At 73.3% G+C, this 20927-nt stretch carries 16 protein-coding genes; 2 read left to right on the forward strand and 14 right to left on the reverse strand.

Translation table 11 applies throughout. The features are described 5' to 3' along the window. From ACFVDP_RS23420 to ACFVDP_RS23485, 14 genes are all read right to left on the reverse strand, one after another. Positions 1–1045 (reverse strand): SDR family oxidoreductase (locus tag ACFVDP_RS23420; protein ID WP_383492694.1); only part of this gene is annotated, 1045 nt, incomplete at its 3' end. Further along, a complete protein-coding gene (locus tag ACFVDP_RS23425; protein ID WP_383492697.1) occupies positions 1042–2088 on the reverse strand; it encodes an ROK family protein in 1047 nt (348 codons plus the stop codon). The genes ACFVDP_RS23425 and ACFVDP_RS23420, both read right to left, overlap by 4 nt. Continuing rightward, positions 2085–2477 (reverse strand): cupin domain-containing protein, encoded by a 393-nt coding sequence (locus tag ACFVDP_RS23430; protein ID WP_383492700.1) that lies wholly within the window; start codon positions 2475–2477, stop codon positions 2085–2087. Before ACFVDP_RS23430 ends, ACFVDP_RS23425 begins: the two co-directional genes overlap by 4 nt. Next, positions 2470–3651: a sedoheptulose 7-phosphate cyclase gene (locus ACFVDP_RS23435; protein ID WP_383492703.1), complete on the reverse strand. Its 1182-nt coding sequence runs from the start codon at positions 3649–3651 to the stop codon at positions 2470–2472. Before ACFVDP_RS23435 ends, ACFVDP_RS23430 begins: the two co-directional genes overlap by 8 nt. After that, complete coding sequence (malQ, locus tag ACFVDP_RS23440) at positions 3632–5776, reverse strand: 4-alpha-glucanotransferase (RefSeq protein WP_383492706.1); 2145 nt, start codon at positions 5774–5776, stop codon at positions 3632–3634. Before malQ ends, ACFVDP_RS23435 begins: the two co-directional genes overlap by 20 nt. A gap of 53 nt (positions 5777–5829) precedes the next feature. Then, entirely contained in the window at positions 5830–8952 is a 3123-nt protein-coding gene (locus ACFVDP_RS23445; protein WP_383492708.1) for an HAD-IIB family hydrolase, read from the reverse strand. A gap of 19 nt (positions 8953–8971) precedes the next feature. Continuing rightward, a complete protein-coding gene (locus ACFVDP_RS23450) occupies positions 8972–9904 on the reverse strand; it encodes a carbohydrate kinase family protein (RefSeq protein WP_383492711.1) in 933 nt (310 codons plus the stop codon). Further along, positions 9901–11016, reverse strand: coding sequence for a sugar phosphate nucleotidyltransferase (locus ACFVDP_RS23455; protein ID WP_383492715.1), 1116 nt, complete (start codon positions 11014–11016; stop codon positions 9901–9903). Before ACFVDP_RS23455 ends, ACFVDP_RS23450 begins: the two co-directional genes overlap by 4 nt. Beyond that, complete coding sequence (locus ACFVDP_RS23460) at positions 11009–13105, reverse strand: glycosyltransferase (RefSeq protein ID WP_383492718.1); 2097 nt, start codon at positions 13103–13105, stop codon at positions 11009–11011. Before ACFVDP_RS23460 ends, ACFVDP_RS23455 begins: the two co-directional genes overlap by 8 nt. 7 nt (positions 13106–13112) lie before the next feature. Next, positions 13113–14585, reverse strand: a complete 1473-nt coding sequence (locus ACFVDP_RS23465) for a hypothetical protein (RefSeq protein WP_383492721.1) — start codon at positions 14583–14585, stop codon at positions 13113–13115. A gap of 7 nt (positions 14586–14592) precedes the next feature. Then, the gene (locus ACFVDP_RS23470) at positions 14593–15399 is read right to left on the reverse strand and encodes an ABC transporter permease (protein WP_383492723.1); all 807 of its coding nucleotides are present in this window, start codon (positions 15397–15399) and stop codon (positions 14593–14595) included. Beyond that, positions 15396–16232, reverse strand: a complete 837-nt coding sequence (locus ACFVDP_RS23475) for an ABC transporter permease (RefSeq protein ID WP_383492726.1) — start codon at positions 16230–16232, stop codon at positions 15396–15398. Before ACFVDP_RS23475 ends, ACFVDP_RS23470 begins: the two co-directional genes overlap by 4 nt. Further along, complete coding sequence (locus ACFVDP_RS23480; protein ID WP_383492729.1) at positions 16229–17254, reverse strand: ATP-binding cassette domain-containing protein; 1026 nt, start codon at positions 17252–17254, stop codon at positions 16229–16231. Before ACFVDP_RS23480 ends, ACFVDP_RS23475 begins: the two co-directional genes overlap by 4 nt. Next, positions 17251–18549: an aspartate aminotransferase family protein gene (locus ACFVDP_RS23485; RefSeq protein ID WP_383492732.1), complete on the reverse strand. Its 1299-nt coding sequence runs from the start codon at positions 18547–18549 to the stop codon at positions 17251–17253. Before ACFVDP_RS23485 ends, ACFVDP_RS23480 begins: the two co-directional genes overlap by 4 nt. Before the next feature lie 327 nt (positions 18550–18876). Between ACFVDP_RS23485 and ACFVDP_RS23490 the strand changes: the two genes are divergently transcribed. Both ACFVDP_RS23490 and rfbB read left to right on the forward strand, forming a co-directional pair. Continuing rightward, positions 18877–19950, forward strand: a complete 1074-nt coding sequence (locus ACFVDP_RS23490; protein ID WP_383492735.1) for a glucose-1-phosphate thymidylyltransferase — start codon at positions 18877–18879, stop codon at positions 19948–19950. Then, complete coding sequence (gene rfbB / locus ACFVDP_RS23495) at positions 19947–20924, forward strand: dTDP-glucose 4,6-dehydratase (protein ID WP_383492738.1); 978 nt, start codon at positions 19947–19949, stop codon at positions 20922–20924. The genes ACFVDP_RS23490 and rfbB overlap by 4 nt, the downstream gene beginning before the upstream one ends. The last annotated feature ends 3 nt before the right edge of the window (positions 20925–20927 follow it).

Here is a 20927-nt window from a genome sequence, read left to right on the forward strand (position 1 = left end):
GCGCTCCCCCTCCTAACTTCCCGCGTTGGTGGGCGGTATCCCCTGTCACCCCCGTTTCCTTCGTTCCCCCCTGTCCTGCCCCCCTGATCCCCCCCCCCCCCCCGGGACCCCGGACCCGTGCCGGTGCGCCGCCGGCCGGGGTGAACTCGGCGGCCAAGGCGCGGGCCGCCGCGTCGACGCCCCTGGTCCGCAGGCCGCGCAGCGCCGGCAGGGTCGGCAGCAACTCGCCGGTCAGGCAGGCGTTGCGCGGGCGGGACGCGTAGCGGGTCAGCGACTTCGGCACGGGCACCACCAGACGGCGGTCCGCGCCGAGCGCGTCGGCGATCGTCGTCGCCCACTCGGCGCGGGTGACCCGGTCCGGGCCGCCCAGATGCAGCACCGGCGGCAGCGGCGCGTCCATGGCCAGCAGCGCGGCCGTCACCCGGGCGACGTCGTCGACCGGGATCGGCGTGGTCCACTGGTCGTCCGGGGCCCGCACCGGTTCGCCGTTCAGCAGCCGGTGGGCGCAGGACGCGAAGAAGTTCAGCCACTTCCCGGCGTCGGCCGGTTCGTACCCGTAGACGAGACTGACCCGCAGCGCCGTCGCGTCCGCCGCCGTGGCCAGCAGCACTTCCTCGGCCCGGCGCTTGGCACGGCCGTACGCGTTCGCGGGGGAGACCGGCGCCGACTCGGGGTTGTGCGGCGCCGCGCCGTCGAAGACGTTGTCCGTGGAGATCAGCACGGTCCGTGCGCCGGGCGCCAGCGAGGCGACGTTGTCGGCGACCGCCGTGTGGGCCCGCTCGGCCTCGGCCGGATGCGCCTCGCACCACGTCACGTCCGACGGGCCGTGCACCAGGACGACACGGTCCGGGCGCAGCCGGTCGAGCAGCCGCCCGCACGCTTCCGGGACGGTGGCGTCCAGCGCCGACCAGTGCGCCCCGTACGAGGCCGGTGGCGTCGCGGGCCGGCCCCGGGAGGCCAGGGTCACCCGGGTGCCTGCGGCGGCGAGGCTGCGGGCGATGCCGGTGCCGACGAAACCGCTGCCGACGACGAGTACGCCGCTCATCGCACCCCCTGCCCGGCGGGCACCGGCAGCCGCTCCGCGAGCAGCCGGCCCGCGCCGATCAGCCCGTGGTCGTCGTCCGCGACCCCCAGCGCGACCATCGCGTCGACCCGGTCCGCCGCGAGCCCGAAGCAGCCGAGCCGCACCAACTCGCCCACCAGGAGCCGCCGGTAGCGCTCCCCGACGGCCAGGGCGAAGCCGCCCATCACGATGTACCGGCAGATCCCGATCGACGTGAACACGGACGCGATCGCCTGCGCGAGCGGAGTGAGAGTGCCCCGCAGAACGGACGTCGCAAACGGGTCGTCGGCGCGGACCGCAGCCGCCAGCGCCTCGTTGGTGAGCGCGGCGGCCCGCCCGCCGGGTGTGAGCGCGGACAGCAGCGACCCGGCGAACCCGTCCGGGTCGGCCGTCGCCGCTCTGCGGGCCGCGGCGAGCACCCCGCGGCCGGAGGCGATCGCCCCCAGATGGCCGCGGCCCCCGCAGTCGCACAGCGGCGCGTCGGGCGAGGTGTCGCAGGTCCAGTGGCCGAGTTCGCCGCCGTGCCCGTCCGCGTCGAGCAGGATCTCGCCACCGCGGAACACCTTGTTGCCGATGCCCGAACTGACGGTCAGCAGACAGAACGGCTCGTCCTCGGTGGCGGCATAGCGCCAGGCCGCGGCGGTCAGATCGTTGACGACGACCACCGGGACGCCGAGCCGCGCGGTGAGGCGCGCGCCGAGCGGCAGCGGCTCACCGCGCCCGCCCCACACCGTCGGGGCGGCCAGGACCAGTCCGGCTGCCGTGATCGGCCCGGCGAAGGCGACCCCGACGGCGCGCGGCGCGGGACCGGCCGCCGAGTGCGCCTCGATCTCCCGGACCAGCTGGGCCACGACGCGTTCCTGGAGCACCGGTACGGGGGCGTCGGCGTCCCGGGCCATGCCGTCGACCGGCACCCGGCGCACCCGGGACAGCGTGCCCGTCCGCGGCGCGTACTCCGCGATACGCAGGGTGGTGCCGCCGACGTCGAGAACGGTGAAGGGGGCAAGGGGAGAGGGCGAGTTCACGCGGATCCTCCTCGGGGAGCCTCGGAGTCGGGCAGCGGCTCCTCGAAGACCAGCAGGCGCAGCTCGGCCGGACCGTCGTTGACGAGCCCGTGCTCTCCGTGCGGCCGGTTGACGACGACGTCGCCCGCGGCGACCCGGAAGGTGACGCCGTCGCGGAACATCAGCCCGCTGCCGTCGAGCACGATGTACGTCTCGCGGTCCGCGCCGTGCCGGTGCCGGCCGATGGAGGTGCCCGGCGGCAGCACGGCCAGATCGACGAACTCGGCTCCCTGTCCGTCCGGTTGGCGGGCGAAGACGCGGTGGGCGTGGATCGTGCCCGCGCCGCCGTGGTCGTGCGCCTTGGTCTTGAACAGGTCGCGCAGGTTCCGTACGGTCTCGGCGTCAGCCATCGTGGCGCTCCCCGTCCCGCGCCAGCGCGTCCAGGGCCGACCGCAGCAACGTCGGCGGCACGTCCTCCAGTTCGTCGACGAACGCCGCCTTGCCGGGCGCCGTCGGCACCACCAGGTGCAGCCTGCGGCCGCGCCGCTCCCAGGAGGCGCGCAGTGCGTGGGTCATCAGCTCGGGTGTGCAGGTCCGCGGATCGTGCACGGGCAGGCCGATGCGCCGCAGCAGCCGGACGATCCGCGCGCAGGTGTCGGCGTCCGTCAGGCCGAGCAGCCGGGCGATGTGCGCGGACAGCGCCATGTCGACGGCGACCGCCTCGCCGTGCTCCAGACGGTGGTCCCCCGCCGTCTCGACGGCCGGGCTGAAGGTGTGGCCGAAGTCCACGAGCCGCGCCAGCTCGTGTTCACGGAGATTGGGGCAGAGCTCCTCCATCATCAGCCGCATCGATGTCCGCAGGACATGAGTCTCCAACTGCCCAGCCCCACTCGATGATTCGAGGAACACGTCCGGACGGCTCTCCAGCGTCGCCAGCAGGTCCGCGTCCAGGATCACCGCCATCTTCACGATCTCGGCGAGCCCGCAGCGGACCTCGCGAGGCGGCAGCGACGCCAGGAACGCGGGGTCGTTGAGCGAGGCGTGGGCGGGGTGGTAGGCGCCGAACATGTTCTTCGTGCGCAGCGCGTTGACCCCCGTCTTCACACCGACACCGACGTCCACCTGTCCCACCAGCGTCGTGTTCACCTTGACGTAGCGGATGCCGCGCGCGTACATCGACGCCGCGAAGCCGACGATGTCCGCCACGATCCCGCCGCCCACGGCCAGCATCACCCCGTGCCGGTCGAGGCCCGCCGACTTGGCGGTCGCGCACACCTGCTCGGCGGCGGCGAGCGTCTTGTGGTGCTCGCCCGTACGGATCGGGTGGACGCTCCAACTGCCCGGGTCCACGTGAGTGTTGAGGTAGGCGCGCAGCCGGTCCCCGTACAGCCGGTCGACCGTCGGGCTGACGAAGGCGACGACTCTGCGGCCCGCGACGGCCTGCGCGAGCAGTGGGTTGTCCTGATCGAACACGCCCTCGGTGACGTCCACGCGGTAGGCCGTGCCGTCGGGCGCCAGCAGGCCGAAGCCGCCGGCGTCCTCGCGTACGCCCGATTCGGCCTGGTCAAGAAGCTGGCCTGGCATCTCTCTCTTCTCTCTCGTGATGCTCCGGGTGCTCCGGGTGCTCCCGGTCGCACGCGCGGGGGAGCGTGGTGAACAGCCGGGTGATCCTGCGGACGAGCGGGTGCTCCGCCAGCTCCTCCAGCGGAACGGGGCGCCCGGCGCCGTCCGCCGTCGGGAGCCGCCAGTTCGGATGCACCGTGGACGTGCCCGGCAGGTTCTGCGGACGCCGGTCGCCGACGGCGTCGGGCAGCCACACGCCGAGCAGCCGGGACGGGGTCAGCAGCAGGAACCGGTGCAGCGCCGACAGCGCGGCGTCCGGGTCGTGGTCGCCCTCGTCGAGCAGGCCGCAGCGGACCAGCTCGGCGAGCCAGCCGTCCCGCTCCGCTACCGCGTCCGCCTTCTCCTCGGCCTCCGGGCGCGTCAACAGGCCCAACCGTGAACGGAGTTCGACGTGCTCGCCGGTCAGCCACGCCGTCGTGGTGGGGAGGTCGTGCGTGGTGAGTGTGGCCAGACAGTCCGTACGCCACTGCTGTGCGGGGAGCGGTCCCGCCCGGCCCTCGGAGCCGCCCACATACTCGAAGCGCTGGACGGACGTGCCGAGGACGCCGCGCCGCGCGAGCTGCTCCTGCACGCCCGGCTCCACCGTGCCGAGGTCCTCCCCGATGACGGCGGCGCCCGCCCGGTGGGCCTCCAGGGCGAGCGTGCCGAGCAGCGCGTCGGCGTCGTAGCGGACGTAGGTGCCCTCGGCGGGCGGCCGGCCCTCCGGGATCCACCAGAGCCGGAACAGGCCCATCACATGGTCCACGCGGAGCGCCCCCGCGTGTCGCAGTCCGGCCCGCAGCGCCCCGGCCAGCGGCCGGTATCCGGCCGCTTCCAGCGCGTCCGGCCGCCAGGGTGGCTGGCCCCAGTCCTGGCCGCGCGGGTTGAAGTCGTCGGGCGGCGCGCCCACGCTCGTCCCGGCGGCGAGGAAGTCCTGGTGCGCCCAGGCGTCCGCGCCGTCGGGCGACACCCCCACCGCGAGATCGTGCACCAGCCCGATCGGCATCCCGGCGGAACTCGCCCGGCGCTGTGCCCCGGCGAGCTGCTCGTCCGTGATCCAGGCGAGCCAGCGGTGGAAGGCGACGGCGTCGGCGAGTTCGGTGCGGGCGCGCTCCACCGCCGCGGAGCGCGGGTCGCGCAGGGCGGCCGGCCAGGACCGCCAGGCCCCGCCGTGCACTTCGGCCAGCGCACACCAGGTGGCGAAGTCCGTGAGGTCGCGGCCTTCGCGCCCGACGAACGCCGCGAAGGCCGCGGCGCGGGCCGGTGTGAGCGGGACGCCGGTGTGGAGCCGCCGGAGCGCGCCGAACTTGAGATCCCGTACGGTCTCCCGGTCGATCAGTGAACTGCCGCTCAGGACAGCTTCGTTGAGGCGTCGAGCGCGGGCCGCACAGGAGTCCACGAGATCGCGGGCTTCGCCCGAGAGGTACGCGTACTCCGGGACCGCCTCGACGCGCAGATGCAGCGGGTCGGGAAAGCGGCGGGAGCCCGGCCGGTACGGGGACGGATCCGTGCCCGGCCCCGGTTCGGCCGCGTGCAGCGGGCCCAACTGCACGAAACCCGCGCCGTGTTCACGTGCCGACCATTCGGCGAGGTCGGCCAGGTCGGTGAGGTCGCCCATGCCCCAGGAGCGGCGCGAGAGTGTGGCGTACAGCTGGACGAGGAAACCCCAGTGGCGGCCCCGGGGGAGCGTGAGGCGTTCGGGGGCGACGAGAAGAGGGGTGCGCTCGGCGGTGCGGGTGCTGCGGACGTGGAGGGTGTGCAGGCCCGGGGGGAGGCCGGCGAGGGGTGCGGTGACGGGTGTGGATTCCGTGCCGTCCTCCCACTCCACGCGGGCCCGTGCGTCGTCCGGCAGGTCGAGGCGCAGCGTGTCGGACGCACCGAGTGTCATGAAAGGCGGCAACAGCCTTGCGGAGCGCCGCTGTTCGAGCGTCACCAGCGCCTCGGCCGCGGCCCGCGAGGTGGTGGCGTCGATGTCGAACGCCGCCAGCACGGCGACCAGTGTGTCGGGCGGGACGTCGGCGCGGGCCCCTCGGTCCGTGGTGTAGGAGGTGGCGATCCCGCGGGCGCGGGCCAGGCGGAGCAGGGCTTCTTCGGCGGGCGGGGACATGGGCTGATGCCTTTCCTGGGCCGGTCGGGTGTGGCGCTGGGGCCCGGAGCCCCTCACCTCTCGTACGCGGACACCGGCCGGCGGGGCGTGTCCGGCCGGGTGAAGAGCCGTTCCAGGACCCTGGCGACACCGTCCTGTTCGTTGGCGGGAGCGATCTCGTCGGCGGCGGACAGGAGTGCGGGGTGCGCGTTGGCGACGGCGACGCCGTGGGCCGCCCACGTGAGCAGCGGGATGTCGTTGGGCATGTCACCGAAGGCGAGGGTGTCCGCGGCCGTGCACCCGAGGAGACGTGCGGCGCGTTCGATGCCGGCGGCCTTGGTGGTGCCGGGCGGCAGCACCTCGACCATGCCCTTCACCGAGTGCACGACCGTCGCCTCGTCGCCGCACAACTGCTGCACCAGCACGCAGAGTTGGTCCTCCGCCATGGCCGGGTGGTGGAGGATCAGCTTGTCCACCGGGGAGTCCCACAGCTGCTCCCGGTCGGCCGTCACGTCCCAGCCGTGCCGGATGCGTTCGCCGAACCGCTCGGTGACCTTGAACCGGCTGTCGGGCGCCGTGGTGACCACCCCGAGTTCCACGGGCCCCAGCTCCCGCTCCACGCGGGCGACGATCCGGCGGGCCAGCGCGCGGGGGAGGCGGGCCGAGGAGAGCAGCCGGCCGGACCCGGCGTCGTAGAGCTGCGCACCCTGCCCGCACACGGCGAGCCCCCGGTAGCCGAGCGCGTCGAAGACGCGGGCGCAGGCGGCGGCGGGGCGGCCGGTGACCACGAGATGGTGTGCCCCCGCGTCGGCCACCGCCGCCAGCGCACGCAGGGTGCGCTCCGACACGGACTGGTCGTCGCGCAGCAGCGTGCCGTCGAGATCGGTGGCGACCAGCCGGAACGGCGGCCGGGCCGACGGCATGGTGTCCCAGGCGACACGGCCGGAGGCCAGGGTGACCATGACGACCAGGTCGCCGGTGTCGGACAGTTCGACGAGCGGGCCGGTGAATCCGGGCGGGCCGACGGAACCGGGCGGGCCGACGAAACCGGGCGCGGCGGTGGAACCGAGTGGGCCGGTGAATCCGAGTGGGCCGGTGAAGACGCCCGGCGCGGAGCGGGTCAGAGGGTGCAGCGCGGTCCCGGTGGCGGCGGGGGCCGGTTCGTCCGAGGCGAGCGTCTCGGCAGGGGTCTCCAGGGCGGCACGGGCAGGCAGGGCCGCGCCGTCCCGCACGATCTCCACCGTCGCCGCACCGTCGTGCCGGTACGTGAGCCGCCACGGGCCGTCCGGGGTCCGGGTGACGCGGGCCCGCCCGTGGACCCGGTCGGCCAGATCGGGGCGGCCCGCCAGGATCGCGGTGCGCAGGCAGCGTACGAAGTCCGCCCGCGACCACGCGGCGGCGAAGAGCTCCTCGTACCGCTGCCGGTCGAGGGTGCCGCCCGCCCGCTCCCACGCCTCGGCGTCGCCGTACGCCAGCGCGGAGGCGCGGATCGCCTCCGCTTCGTCCCGCCACGCGGAGTCGGGGAGGTCGTCGAACCAGCCGTTGGCCGCCGACTCCCGCACGGGATACGGGCGCGCGGCGTCCCGGACGAGACCTGCGAAGGCGTCGAGGCGGGTGCGGGCCGCGCGCCGCCAGGTGAACCGGCGTGCGGTGAGCCGCGACGTGGCGGACAGGCGAGCGTAGGTGGCGGGGCGTCCGGCGCGGACGGCCGCCGCCTCCCGGATGCGGTCGGCCAGCAGCCGCGCCAGCTCCGGGTCGTCGTCGCGGAACGAGGCGGGCACCGCGAACCCCGTCGCCTCCGGATGGTCGAGCGGCAGCGCGTGCCGGAAGTGCCGGGTCACCTGCTGGTCCGTCGCGACGGGGACGGCGCCGACCGCCATGGCCTCCGCCTGCGCTATCAGGAACCCGTCGAGTTCGAACTTGGAGGGGAACACGCAGAACTCCGCGCAGGCCGCCTCCTGGAAGAGAGTGTCCTCGTCGGCCAGTTCCCAGGTGAGGCGGACGCGGTCCGGGTACCGGTCGGCGACCGATCGGAAGTAGGCGTTCGCCGGAGTGCCGTCCGCCGTGGCGCACCGGATGAGGAAGGTCGCCTCCAGACCGCCGTCGAGGACCTCCTCGACGGCCCGCATCAGCTCCAGCTGCCCCTTGTGGTGCACCGCGTAGCGCGCCGCGTGATAGAAGACCGGGCGGCCCGGATCCAGGCCCAGGCCGCGCAGATACCCGGCTCGGTCCACCGCGGACGGATCGCGGGCGAGCCAGCTGTCGGTGACCCCGCAGCCGCCGGTCAGGAGCCGGTCCGCGCGGGCCCGCAGCACCTTCGCCACCGGCAGCGTCTCGAACAGCGCCTCGACCGGCGCGTCCCGGAACGTGCTGTAGTACGTCCGCTGCCCGGGCGACACGAAGTCGACGAGGTCGGCGTGGGCCGCGACGAGCGGGAACAGTCCGACGTGGTCGGGCCCGTACTCGACATGCATCCGTGTGCCCGCCAGGGCGCGGCCCATCGCCGCCCGTGCGGAACCCTCGGCGGGCAGCGGGCCGTCCAACGGGTCCAGCGGCGTGTCGCCCGCGCCGAACAGCGCCAGCATCCCTTCCACCAGCGGCCGGTACACCTTCTGACCGACGGGCGCGTTCGCGGCGACGGTGCTCACCGTGCGCAGCAGCGGATCCCGCGCGAGGACGGCAGGCAGCAGGTAGTGGTAGGCGGGCTCGAAGGCGTGCACCACGGCCGGTTCGCCGGGGGTACGCAGCTGCTCCTGGACGAAACGCAGACCGGCCGCCTGGAACACCAGGGGCTTGAAGTGCGCGAGATCGCGGCCCTCCGCGCCCGGCGGCGGATACAGCCGCTCCGGCAGCAGGTCGAGGAAGGCGTCCGACAGGAAGTGGATGTCGACGCCGTCCAGCCGCAGCAGATGCGCGGTCGTCGTCAACTCCAGCTCCAGGTGCGGGGGATGACCCGTCCAGACCTTCGGGTCGAGCGCGAGCGGCACCGTGTGGGTGACCGTCCGGTGCGGCTGGTCCTCGACGGCGTACGTGTCCCGCAGGCGGGCGAGATGGCCGTGCGCCGGCGTGACGAGCGAGACGCGGTGGCCCTGCGCCGCGTACTGCCGCGCCAGCTGCCACACCAGCGGCGACAGGCCACCGCGCATCAACTGCCGGTCGAAGCCGCCGCACTCGAAGGAGAACGCGATGATGTGCACGTCGGTGCCGTCCCCGCCCTCAGCCGGCCGTCGCCGCGGCGCACCCGGCGCGCAGCCCGGCCGCGTCGATGAACTCGGTGTGGGTGCCCGCGCTGGTGCAGGCGAACGCCCCCGACACCGAGCCGGCGAGCACGCACTCCTCGACCGGCCGGCCCTGTGCGAGCGCGTACAGGAAGGCGCTCACGAAGGCGTCTCCCGCGCCGTTGCTGTCGACGACGGGACGCGGCGGACGCACGGCCGCGAAGTGCCGTGCCTTGTCGTCGCCGCGCTCCAGGACATGGCAGCCGGCTGCGCCGTCGGTGGCGATGACAAGGCGCGCCCGGCCCCGTTCCACGATCGCGTGCAGGACGTTGTCGAGCCGGTCGTGGATCGCGGCCGCACTGAGGAACACGTAGTCGGCGGCGAGCGCGTAGGCGAGGTGGTGTTCGTTCTCGCCGTCCCAGTCGTGCAGGTCCGTGGAGCTGGGGACGCCGAGCCGGTGGACGTCGTCGAACATGTCCTTCGTGACGCCCGTGATGGACAGGTGGACGTGCCGGGCCCGTTCGAGGAACGGCAGATAGAAGTCGCGCGGAAGCCGCAGGTCAGCGGGGTGGCGGCCGTCGTAGAAGGAGAAGCGGCGGCCCTGCGGGTCGACGAGGTTCACGCCGCGCGGGGTGCCGTGCAGCGAGACGACATGGCTGAAGTCGAGGCCGTCGGCCGCATAGGCGTCCAGGATCGTGCGGCCCTGGATGTCGTCGCCGAGGAAGTCGACGAACTTGGTGGCCATGCCGAGCGCGCGGGCGCCCCTCGCCACACCGTTGCCGGTGTGCGCCACGTAGTCGCGCACGGGCGGCACGAACACCGAGTCGCCGGACGGGACTTCGAGCGCGGGCACCCGGACGATGGTGTCCACTCCGGCGCCGCCCGCCACCAGGATGTCGTAGGAGGAAGAGGGGCTGGGGTTCGCTGTCATGTCAGTGCTCCTTCGGTCTGCGGCACGTGCTGGACGGTCCCGTCCTCCAGGACCACCGCCGAGTCGATGTCGGCGCCCGGGGGAACGACGGCGCCGGGCAGCACGACACTGCGGCTCACCCGCGCGCCCGCACCGACGCGCACGCCGGGGAAGAGCACGCTGCGTTCCACGTGCCCGTCGTTGACGAGGTCGTGCGGCACCCACGAGGCCCGTACACCGGGCGCGTCGGCCACCCAGGAGCGGCGCACTCCCGGCTGTACGGTCCACGGCATCCGGTCCACCGGCAGGCCGTCGCGGGGCGCGTCCGCCAGGGCCAGATGGGCGCGGTGGTAGCGCTCGACGGTGCCGATGTCCGCCCAGTGCTCGCGCACCTCGTAGCCGCGGATGTCCTCACCGGCGGCGAGCATCGCCGGAATGACGTCCCGGCTGATGTCGTGCTGCCAGCCGGTGCCGTCGAGCTGTTCGAGGTAACGGTGCAGGGTCGCGGAGTCGAAGACGCAGAACGCCGCGAACACCAGGTCCGATGTGGGAAGTTCTGGCTTCTCGACGAACTGTGTAAGCCGCCCGTGGCCGTCGAACCCGACCATCCCGAAGAGATGCACCCAGCGCCGCTCGATCCGCTGGTACGCGACGGTCAGCGCGGCTCCGGAGGTCCGGTGGGCGGCGATCAGCGGACCGTAGTCGAAGCGGTAGACATGGTCGGCGTGCAGGACGAGAACCTGCTCGGAGTCGAAGACGTAGCGGGCCTTGCGGATCAGCGCGTCCGCCGTTCCGCGCTCCAACTCACCTGATGGCGCGGGCACGTCGCGCGGAAGTTCGCCGGGAGCGGTGGCCCGGTACGCGGCGTCGTACGGGCCGAAATGCACCCGCAGCCCCGGCCGCGCGTGCCACACCCGGTGCAGATCGTCCATCAGCCGCCGCTCCTCGAACTGCGAGAGCAGCAGCACCTCGCCGAGCCCGGACGCGTGCGCGTTCGCCAGGCTGAAGTCGATGAGCCGGCACGCGCCGCCGAACGGGACGAGCGGTTTGAGGCGTCCCGTGCCCAGCGGGCCCATGCGTCTGCCCTCACCGCCCGCCAGCAGGACGGCGCGCACCCCGTCGCGGTCAGCCATGCCGCACCTCGTCCCAGGTGACACGCCCCGAGTCGAGCGTGAGCAGCAGCAGGTCGCCGGGGCCGGGCGGCGCCCCCTCGAAGGTGCCGGGAGCCGTCCGCGCCAGTGGCCGTACGCCGGGCAGCGCGCGGTCGCCCGGAGCGGTGGCGGGGGACACGACCTCGACGCGGGCCGCGTGCGGCAGCCGGTAGCGCAGGCTGCCGTCGGCCGTCACCGCGGCGCGCGTGCGCAGCCGCTCCAGGTAGTCGGCGGCGACGGCACCCGGCCGGCGTTCGGCGACGCGGGCGCAGGCGGCGAAGTCGGCCCGCTCCCAGGCCGCCGCGAACAGCGTGCGGGCCGCCGTGTCGTCCAGCGGCGCGCAGCGCTCGTACGCGGCAAGATCGCCGTGCGCGACGGCGGCCTCGGGCGTGAGCGCGGCGTCGTCCAGCAGGTCGAACCAGCCGTGTCGCAGTGCGCGCCGCACATCGAGCCGGCCCGGCTCGCCCTGCCACAGACGGGTGAACGCCTCCAGGTGCAGATCCGCGCAGTGGTCCCAGGTGAAGACCCGGGCGACGGCGGCGGCCCGCCGCGACAACTCCCGGTAGCGGTCCGGCTGTTCGTGCCACAGGGCCACGGCTTCGTGGACACGTGCGGCGAGCGCGGCGACGAGCAGTTCGTCGTCCTCGGCGAACGAGCGGTTCACCGCGAATCCCGTGGTCGTCTCCGGGCCGTCCGCGTGCCGGAAGTGCTCCATGCCGCGCTGGTCCGTCGCGATGGGCACCGCGCCGACCGCCATCGCCTCGCCCTGCGCGATCAGGAACGTGTCCATCTCGAACTTCGACGGGAACAGGCAGAAGTCCGATGCCGCCGCGTACCCGAACACCTGCCGTTCCGGCACCCGCTCCCATTCCAGGTGCAGCCGCCCCTTGTGGCGTTCGGCGATCTCGTGGAAGAGCGGGTCCGCGATGCCGTTTCCGGAGATGCAGCGCACCACGAAGTTCGCCGCGAGACCACGCTTCAGGACCTCGTCCACGGCCCGGATCAGCTCCCGCTGGCCCTTGTGGTGGACGGCGTAGCGGGCGTTGTGGAAGAAGGTCGGCAGCCCGGGGTCGAGGCCGAGCGAGCCGAGCACCGCCGCCCGGTCGACGTCCGCCGGGTCCCAGGCGAGCCACTGGTCCGAGATCGCGCAGCCGCCGACGAACATCTTGTGCGCGTTGCGGCGCACGACGTCCGCGATGGGCAGCCGCGCGAACAGCTCCTCGAAGGGCGTGTCGCGGAACGAGGCGTAGAAGTCGAGCTGACCCGCCGACAGGAAATCGATCAAGTCGGCGTTCTCCGCCGTCAGTTCGTAGACGGGGAGATGATCGGGCCCGTACGTGTAGTGCAGATGTGTGCGTCGCTGGTACTGGACCATCGCCGCCGGAGCTTCGGGCCCGGGCTCTTCGGACGGCCGGGGCGCGGACACTCCCAACAGGCCGAGCAGACGGCGTACTTCCGGTGCGTACACCTGCTTCGCGATCGGCATGTTGCTCTGCACATTGCTGACGACCAGCTTGGAGGGGTCGTCGCGCAGGGCAGCCGGAAGAAGGTAGTGGTAGTACGGCTCGTGCGCGTGCACCAGCGCCTTCTCGTCGCCGAACCAGCTCCGCAGGAACCGCACCGCGTCCACCTGGAACACGAGCGGCTTGAAGAAGACCAGGTCACGGCCCTTGCTGTCGTAGGGCGGATAGAAGGTGTCCGGCAGCCTGTCCAGCCAGGCGTTCGCGAGGAAGTACAGGTCGACGCCGTCGAGGCGGATGCGGTGCGCCGTGGTGCGCAGCTTCAGTTCGGCCTCGGCCGGGAAGCCGTGCCACACCTCGGGGTCGAGCGGGAGGGGAAGCGTGTACACGTCCTCGTACGGCAGGTCCTCGACCTCGTACCGGGCCCGCAGGTCGTCGAGGCGGCCGTGGGCCGGGGTCACGATCGAGACGCGGTGACCGCGCGCGGCGAACGTCCTGGAGAGGTTCCACAGGTAGACGGAGGTGCCGCCCTGGATGAAGGTGTGGTCGAAACCGCAGCACTCGAAGTACGTCTCGATGATGTGCAGGGGTGCGCCCTCGGGCTGTCGCATGGGCTGGTCACTTCCTCGCGAAGGCGATGGCGGGTGCGATGGGTGGTGCGGTGGGGGGTGCGGTGGCGGGGCCGAGCGCGCGGGCGTGCCGCAGGTCGATCGCCGCGTGGTAGGGGCGGGCATGGGCCTGGTTGTAGGCCAGCTCGTGCAGCAGCCGGCGCACATAGAGGAGGCGGCGCAGCGGGCCGGGCGAGCCGGTGCCGAGCAGCATCCGCAGCACCCGTTCCCGCCAGGCGTCGGCAGCGCCGAACACCTCGCGCACCACGGCCCGTTGATGCTCCGGGCCCTCGCGGGCGCCGTCGAGCGCGGCGAGCATCGTCTCCAGCGAGTCGACACCCAGCCGCCGCGCGCTCTCGAACGCCGCCTCGTCCGCCGCGAAGTACTCCAGGGCCCGCTCGATCGCGACCAGGTCCTGGAGCGGCGACTGCTCGGACCACCCCGGCTCGGCGGGGGAGAGGGCGGGGGTGGACAGATCGATGACGGTCATCCGCCATGCGCCGTCGCCGTCCCGCAGCAGATGCGACAGATGCAGGTCGCCGTGGCAGGGACCCGCGTCCGGATGCACGCGAGCCTCAACGAAGTCGGCCTCCAGGAGCGTGAGTTCGGCGCGCAGGGACGCGTACGCGGAGGCCCGCACGGCAGGCGGGAGATGGAGTCCGTCGTGCCGTTCGAGGAGGCCGACGCGGCGCGCCGCGTCACCGAGAGCGTCGCGCACCGGATACGTGGCGCTGCCGGGAAGCCGCTCCGCCAGATCGCGGTGGAAGGCGGCCAGGAAGGCGCCCGCGCCCCGCAACTTCCCCTCCAGTGGCAGCAGATGGGCGTCCACCACGTCCTCGTGGTCGACGCCGTCGGCCAGGCGCGGCCACATCGCGCGCAGATTCTCCCGCAGCGGCGTGTCGATGCCGTCGCCCTTGGCGTAGCGGTAGACCACGCCCAGCGGGTGACGGGTGCCGTCGGCGGGGTCCACATAGGCGTAGTCGCCGATCCATTCCGGGGTGCGGCCGGTGCCGTTCATCCGGCGCAGCAGCTCCGGCTCGTGCACCGGCTCGTCCAGGCGCCGGTACGTCTTGTGGATGCAGGGGGTGCCCGCGATGTCCACCAGGGACAGCGCGTTGGAGGACCAGCCCCGCTCGAAGGGCAGCCGCCGCACCCGCGCGGCGGCCCGCCCCGGGCCACGGAACTCGACCGTGCCGCCCCGCGCCGTGTGCAGCCGGCCGCCGGTCAGGGTCCGGGCGACCGCGGCCTCGTCGAACGCGTCGCTGCCGAGCGCCTCCTCGAGCCGGCCCCCGGCGCCCGCCCGCACCGGCACGAAGAACCGCCTCCCCGCAGCGGGCCCGCCCACCGCGGCCACGACGAGGAGCAGCGCCGCCGAACCCAGCACGGCGTGGTCGACCCGTTCGTAGCGCTCGGCCGCGCGTCCGTCCTGCGGCATCCAGGGGGCGGCGCGCAGCAGCGCGTCCAGTGCGGCGTCGTCGATCATGCGGCTCTCAACTCCCGGTCATCTCGTACGTGGTGATGCCGCGCCGCCACACCGCGAGCGCGAGACCCAGCGCGGCGGCCGTCACCAGCGGCAGCCACACCACGAGTCCGGTGTCGCCGTAGAGGAGGTAGGCGCACGGGGCGTAGGACGTGAACGCGAACGGCAGCACCCAGGTCAGCAGGGCGCGCAGCGTCGGGTGGTAGAGGTCGAGGGGGTAGGCGGAGAACTCGGAGACCTGGCTCGCCGCGTACATCGCGGGCAGGCTCGTCACCGTCCAGAAGGACAGCGACGCGAAGAGCAGCTTCACCGCCGTGTGGATCAGCGCCCCGCACAGCACCAGCAAGGGGGCCAGCGCCCACTGCGTGGCGCTGAGGTCGAGGTCCAGCTCCCGGCCCGACCAGGTCACCAGCACGGCACCGACGACCAGTTCACCGAATCCGTCGGGGTGGAAGAACCGCTCCGACAGCAGCGAGAAGAGCGGACTGACCGGGCGCACCAGATGCCGGAAGAACTCGCCGCGCTGCACCAGCTTGCGGCCCAGCTCCCACAGCTGGTCCGTGAAGAGATGGTCGAGACCGCGCGGCAGAAGCGAGAAGCCGAGCAGGAACACCACCTCGTGGTACGACCAGCCGGCCACCACCGGCACCTGCCGGAAGACCAGACCGACCACCGCCGTCTGCACCCCGACCCGCACCAGGAACGCCCCCGCGCCGAGCACGAAGTCGAGCCGGTACGCGGTCAGCCGGTGCAGGCCCACCCCGCCCAGGAACCAGGACAGGCGCGCGTACCGGGACACCGCGCGCAGTGCGCTCATCCGCCCAGCACCTCCAGCCGGCCGAGCGCCGCCCGCCACAGCACCGCGCACAGCAGCCCCAGGCCGAGCACCCAGCCCGTCTGCTGGGCGAGCACCGAGCACGCGCCCGCCACGCCGTCGTACCGGCCGAGCAGCAGAGTCAGCGGGCCGTCGACCATGCCGCGGAACGGCAGCGCGTACGCGAGGGCCGCCAGCGGGCCGGGCATCAGCGCGATCGGCACGAGCTGCCCGGCGAAGAAGGCGACCACGCTCTGCTTGACCATCCGCACCCCCCACGTGTTGGTGGTGAGGAAGCCGGTCATGCCGGTGAGCAGGTTCACGCAGAACGCGATGAGGACCGAGAGCCCCGTGGACGCCACGAACAGCGCCAGGTCGGCGGGGCGCGGAACGGTCAGCGGCACGAGGACCGCGAAGAGAGCGAGGACCGGCACCCCGACCAGCGCCGCGTTGGCCGCGACCACCGGCAGACAGGCGAAGAACCGCACCAGCGGATAGCTGACCGGCCGCACCAGCATCACGGCGACGTCCCCGCGGTAGACCTCGGCCGACACCTCGTCGTCCACCCGGTTCGTGTGCAGCACCTGAAGCACCTGCGCCACCAGCAGATAGGTGGTGATGCCGGTGAGCGTGAAACCGCCGGGCCCGCCACTGCTCGGTGCGTCCGCGTACACGGCCCGCCACAGGAACACCGTCACGGCCGCGCCCGCGGCGGCCGTCACCCCGGTGATCACGAACATCGACCGGTACTGGAGCAGCGATTGCAGCCCGCCGGTCGCGAACGACAGATAGGCCCTGTACGACCTGTATGCGCTGACCGAAGCCCGTGCGCTCATACGCCGCTCACCTCGGCGGGACGCGGGGCACGGCCCCGGCCGTAGATCTGGCGGAGCACGTCCTCCAGATCCGGTTCCGGCGCATAGCAGTCCACGAGGTCGAACCGGTCGAGGAGGAACGCCAGGACCTGGCGCGAGGTGAACTCCGCGGCCGGGTAGTCGACCTGGATCCGGCCGCCCTCGGCGGGCGTGGCCCGCACCCCGGGCAGCTGCCCCTCGACGAGCGCGCACACGGCGTCCGCCGCCAGCGGATCCCGGTGGTCGAAGACGACCGACCGGCGGTCCGCGGTGCGCAGCAGCTCCTGGAGGGTGCCCTGGTGCACCACCCGGCCCCGGTCCACGACCAGCGCGCTGTCGCAGATCGCGGCGATGTCGGCGATGTCGTGGCTGGTGAGCACGACCGTCGTGCCGAGATCCCGGTGCGCGCGGACGACCAGCTCGCGCACCGCCTCCTTGAGCACCATGTCGAGCCCGATGGTCGGCTCGTCCCAGAACACGACGGCCGGATCGTGCAGGAGACTCGCCGCGATCTCCGCCCGCATCCGCTGCCCGAGACTCAACTGCCGTACGGGCGTGGTGCCGAGCGCGTCGATGTCGAGCAGCTCGCGGTACAGGGCCAGGTTGCGGCGGTAGACGGCGTCGGGGATGTCGTAGATCCGGCGCAGGATGCGGAACGAGTCGGGCACCGACAGGTCCCACCACAGCTGGCTGCGCTGCCCGAAGACGACACCGATCGAGCGCGCGTTGCGCTGCCGGTGGCGGTACGGCTCGATGCCGCGCACCCGGCAGTACCCCGACGTCGGGGTCATGATCCCGGTGAGCATCTTGATGGTCGTCGACTTGCCCGCGCCGTTCGCCCCGATGTACGCGGTGCGCGAGCCCGCCGGAATCTCGAACGACACCCCGTCCACCGCCCGCACGACGCGGTGCCGGCGCGTGAAGAGCGTCCCGAGACTGCCGGCCAGACCCGGCCGGCGCTCGGGGATGCGGAACTCCTTGACCAGCTCGTGCGCGACGATCATGCGGCCACCGCCTGCTCGATCGCCTTCGCCAGCAGACCGACACCGTCGTCGAGCAGTGCTTCGTCGACCGTGAACGGCGGTGCCAGCCGCAGCACATGACCGCCGAGAGCGACCCGGAGCCCCAGGTCGAGCGCCGCCGAGTACACGGCGCGGGCGAGCGCGGGGGCCGGCGTGCGGCTCGCCCGGTCCGTCACGAACTCCAGGCCCCACAGCAGCCCTAGGCCCCGTACGTCGCCGAGGTTCTCGAAGCGGTCGTGCAGTCCCAGCAGCCGCTCCTGGAGCAACTCCCCGAGTGTCCGCACCTGTTCGATCAGGTGATCGCGCTCGATGACCTCCAGCGTGGCGCGGGCCGCCGCGATGCCGAGCGGATTGCTCGCGTACGTCGACGCGTACGCGCCCGGCGTCGCCGCCGCCGGATCGTGCAGCAGCGCCCGACGGCCCGCGAGCACCGCGAACGGGAAGCCGTTCGCCATGCCCTTGGACAGCGCCGCCAAGTCCGGCTCCACACCTACGCGTTCACTCGCGAGGAACGCTCCGGTGCGGCCGCCGCCGGTCAGCACCTCGTCGGCGACGAGCAGCACCCCGTTCTCCCGGCAGGCGTCACCGATCTGCTCCCAGTAGCCGGGCGGCGGCACGATCACACCGGCCGCGCCGAGCACCGGCTCGAAGACGAGCGCGGCCGTGCTCGGCTTGTCGGCGATGTGCCGCCGCACCAGCGACGCGCAGCGCAGCCCGCACGACGAGCGCTCCAGGCCCAGCGGGCAGCGGTAGCAGTACGGTGCGTAGCCCAGCACGCTGTTGCCCGCGAACGACTGGTGGCCGATGTCCCAGTGCACCAGCATCCGCGCGCCCATCGTCTTGCCGTGGAAGCCGTGGCGCAGCGCCCCGATCCGGTTGCGGCCCGGCGCCGCCGTCGCCTGCACCACCCGCAGCGCCGCCTCCACCACCTCGGCGCCGGTGGAGAACAGCGCGTACGTGTCGAGGTGATCCGGCAGCGCCCGGGCGAGCGTGTCGAGCAGCCGGGCCCGGTCCGGGGTGGCCGTGTCGTGCACGTTCCACAACCGGCCGGCCTGCGCCGTCAGCGCCGCCACCACCTCGGGGTGCGTATGGCCGAGGGACTGGGTGAGCGTGCCCGAGGCGAAGTCCAGGTACTGGTTGCCGTCGAGGTCCGTCAGCACCGGGCCCCGGCCCTCGGTGAACACCCGCCGCCCCACGGCCGCCTCCTCCGAGGCGCCCGGAGCCAGATGCGGATCCTCCCGCTCCAATTGGGCGAGCTGGCGGCTGTGTTGCCTCACTGCGGCTCCCTCGGTGCTGCCGGACGACACGAACTGGCCCGTGGATCAAGGCTGTTGAGTGCTTCGGGCACCGAGTGAAACACCACGGCGACGGCTCTAGCAAGTAGTTGCTGAAAATTTCAGAGTGGTCTTGCGAAAGGGTTCGGGGGTCTGCTTGAGTCGGGCCCTGCGGGTGGTCGTCACCCGGGCCCCGGCGCTGCGGCCCCCCCCCGGGCTCCCGGCCCCGCCGACCGCTCCACTCCCGCGTCCCGCCCGTCGTGCTCGCGTCGCCGAGGAGGAACCCTTGAGACCACATCCACCGGCAGGACCGCACCGCCGGGGGTACGCGTGAAGGCCCTGCTCCTGGCGGGCGGGACCGGCAGCAGACTGCGTCCCTTCACCCACACCGGAGCCAAACAGCTCCTGCCGATCGCCAACCGGCCCGTGCTCTTCTACGCACTGGACGCGCTGGCCGCGGCCGGTGTCACCGAGACGGGCATCGTCGTCGGCGACCACGGACCGGAGATCCGCCGCGCCGCCGGCGACGGCTCGGCCTTCGGTCTGCGTCTCACCTACCTGCGGCAGGAACGCCCCCTGGGCCTCGCCCACGCGGTGCTCGTCGCCCGCGACTTCCTCGGCGAGGACGACTTCCTCCTCTACCTCGGCGACAACTACCTCCCCGACGGCGTCCGCGGCTTCCTCGACCGGGCCCGCACCGCACCGGCCGCCGCGCGACTGCTGCTGACCCGGGTCGCCGACCCCACCGCCTTCGGCGTCGCGCAGCTCGACCCCGAGGACGGCGACCGCGTGCTCGGCCTGGAGGAGAAACCCGAGCGCCCGCGCAGCGACCTCGCCCTGGTCGGCGTCTACGCCTTCACGCCCGCCGTCCACGACGCGGTCCGCGCCGTCACCCCGTCCGCGCGCGGCGAGCTGGAACTCACCCACGCCGTGCAGTGGATGATCGACCAGGGGCTGCCCGTCCGCGCCGAGACCACCACGGCGCCCTGGCGCGACACCGGCAACGTCGACGACATGCTGGAGGCGAACCGCCACGTCCTCGACACCCTGGTCGGCAGAATCGAGGGCAAGGTCGACGCGTGCAGCACCGTGCGCGGCCGGGTCAGCATCGCCGAGGGCGCGGTCGTGCGCGACTCCCGCATCACGGGCCCGGTGATCATCGGGGCCGGAGCCGTCGTCACCGGGTCCCACATCGGTCCGTACACTGCCGTCGCCGAGGGCTGTCGCGTCGAGGACAGCGCGATCGCCCACTCGGTACTGCTTCCCGGCGCGCGGGTGGCGGGCGCCGCGCGCATCGAGGACTCCCTCATCGGGCGCGGCGCGGTCGTCGCACCCGCGCCCGCCCTGTCCCGGGCCCACCGGCTCGTCATCGGAGACCACAGCAAGGTGCACCTGACCTCATGACGCGACGCCTCCTCGTCACCGGCGGAGCCGGCTTCATCGGCTCCGCCCACGTGCGTGCCCTGCTCGGCCCCGAGGGGCCGGCCGACGTTTCGGTGACCGTGCTCGACGCCCTCACCTACGCGGGCAGCACCACGCGCCTCGACACCGTGCGCGGCGACCCCCGGCTCACCTTCGTGCACGGTGACGTGTGCGACGCCCCGCTCGTCGACCGGCTCGCCGCGCACCACGACGACATCGTGCACTTCGCGGCCGAGTCCCACGTCGACCGCTCCATCGAGTCCGGCGCCGCCTTCGCCCGCACCAACGTGCTCGGCACCCAGACCCTCCTGGACGCCGCCCTGCGGCACGGCATCCGCACCTTCGTGCAGATCTCGACCGACGAGGTCTACGGCGACCTTCCCGCCGGGGCGGCCACCGAGGACAGCGCACTGAGCCCGAACTCGCCCTACGCGGCGTCGAAGGCGGCCGCCGACCATCTCGCGCTGGCCCACCACCGCACCCACGGCCTCGACGTCCGCGTCACCCGCTGCACCAACAACTTCGGCCCGTACCAGCACCCCGAGAAACTGATCCCGCGCTTCCTGGCCGCCCTGATCGGGGGCGGCACGGTCCCGGTCTACGGCGACGGGCTGCAGATCCGCGACTGGCTGCACGTCGACGACCACGTGCGCGGCATCGAACTGGTCCGCACCGCCGGCCGCCCCGGCCGCACGTACAACATCGGCGGCGGCACCTCCCTGACCAACCTCGACCTCACCCACCGCCTGCTCACCCTGTGCGGGGCGGGCCCCGACCGGATCCGGCACGTCACCGACCGCAAGGGACACGACCGGCGCTACGCCGTGGACCACTCCCGCATCACCGAGGAACTGGGCTACCGGCCGGGCGGCGACTTCGAGCGCCGCCTCGCGGACACCGCGCGCTGGTACCGCGAGCACGTGGACTGGTGGGCGCCACTGCACGCGGCGGCCTGAGCG

Origin of the sequence: Streptomyces sp. NPDC057694 (genome assembly GCF_042799415.1) — a bacterium.
Classification (GTDB): Bacteria; Actinomycetota; Actinomycetes; order Streptomycetales; family Streptomycetaceae; genus Streptomyces.